Origin of the sequence: Acinetobacter sp. YH01009, from assembly GCF_013420765.1 — a bacterium.
Taxonomy (GTDB): domain Bacteria; phylum Pseudomonadota; class Gammaproteobacteria; order Pseudomonadales; family Moraxellaceae; genus Acinetobacter; species Acinetobacter amyesii.
In genome coordinates this window covers 1-1,130 of sequence record NZ_VOYE01000049.1, presented here as the reverse complement: position 1 = coordinate 1,130, position 1,130 = coordinate 1, and the positions used below count along the sequence as shown (strand labels likewise).

General features: G+C 58.3%; 2 protein-coding genes. Both read left to right on the top strand.

The window, feature by feature from the left end:
• The coding region (gene floR / locus FTT76_RS17475) for a chloramphenicol/florfenicol efflux MFS transporter FloR (protein ID WP_180063761.1) at positions 1 to 965 on the top strand (965 nt) is incomplete at its 5' end.
• Positions 966 to 992: 27 nt separating this feature from the next.
• Positions 993 to 1,130 (top strand): LysR family transcriptional regulator (locus FTT76_RS17740; protein ID WP_257222279.1); only part of this gene is annotated, 138 nt, incomplete at its 3' end.

Below are 1,130 nucleotides of genomic sequence, written 5' to 3'. Positions count from 1 at the left end.
CGGGCGCAACGGCTTTCGTCATTGCGTCTCTGGGAGCAGCTTGGTCTTCAACTGCACCGGCCTTTGTCGCTTTCCGTCTACTTCAAGCAGTGGGCGCGTCGGCCATGCTGGTGGCGACGTTCGCGACGGTTCGCGACGTTTATGCCAACCGTCCTGAGGGTGTCGTCATCTACGGCCTTTTCAGTTCGATGCTGGCGTTCGTGCCTGCGCTCGGCCCTATCGCCGGAGTATTGATCGGCGAGTTCTTGGGATGGCAGGCGATATTCATTACTTTGGCTATACTGGCGATGCTCGCACTCCTAAATGCGGGTTTCAGGTGGCACGAAACCCGCCCTCTGGATCAAGTCAAGACGCGCCGATCTGTCTTGCCGATCTTCGCGAGTCCGGCTTTTTGGGTTTACACTGTCGGCTTTAGCGCCGGTATGGGCACCTACTTCGTCTTCTTCTCGACGGCTCCCCGTGTGCTCATAGGCCAAGCGGAATATTCCGAGATCGGATTCAGCTTTGCCTTCGCCACTGTCGCGCTTGTAATGATCGTGACAACCCGTTTCGCGAAGTCCTTTGTCGCCAGATGGGGCATCGCAGGATGCGTGGCGCGTGGGATGGCGTTGCTTGTTTGCGGAGCGGTCCTGTTGGGGATCGGCGAACTTTACGGCTCGCCGTCATTCCTCACCTTCATCCTACCGATGTGGGTTGTCGCGGTCGGTATTGTCTTCACGGTGTCCGTTACCGCGAACGGCGCTTTGGCAGAGTTCGACGACATCGCGGGATCAGCGGTCGCGTTCTACTTCTGCGTTCAAAGCCTGATAGTCAGCATTGTCGGGACATTGGCGGTGGCACTTTTAAACGGTGACACAGCGTGGCCCGTGATCTGTTACGCCACGGCGATGGCGGTACTGGTTTCGTTGGGGCTGGTGCTCCTTCGGCTCCGTGGGGCTGCCACCGAGAAGTCGCCAGTCGTCTAACCGACGACTGGTAGCAGGCCCGCTCCGATGCGGCGCACTAACCATCGAAACCTCGTGAATGTCGGTATCCTGTCTGGCAGGATACCGCTCATTTCCCTTGTTCAGTTCATCGCCGTCGCCGAGCATCTGAATTTTCGGCATGCGGCCAAGGCACTTGGTATCAGC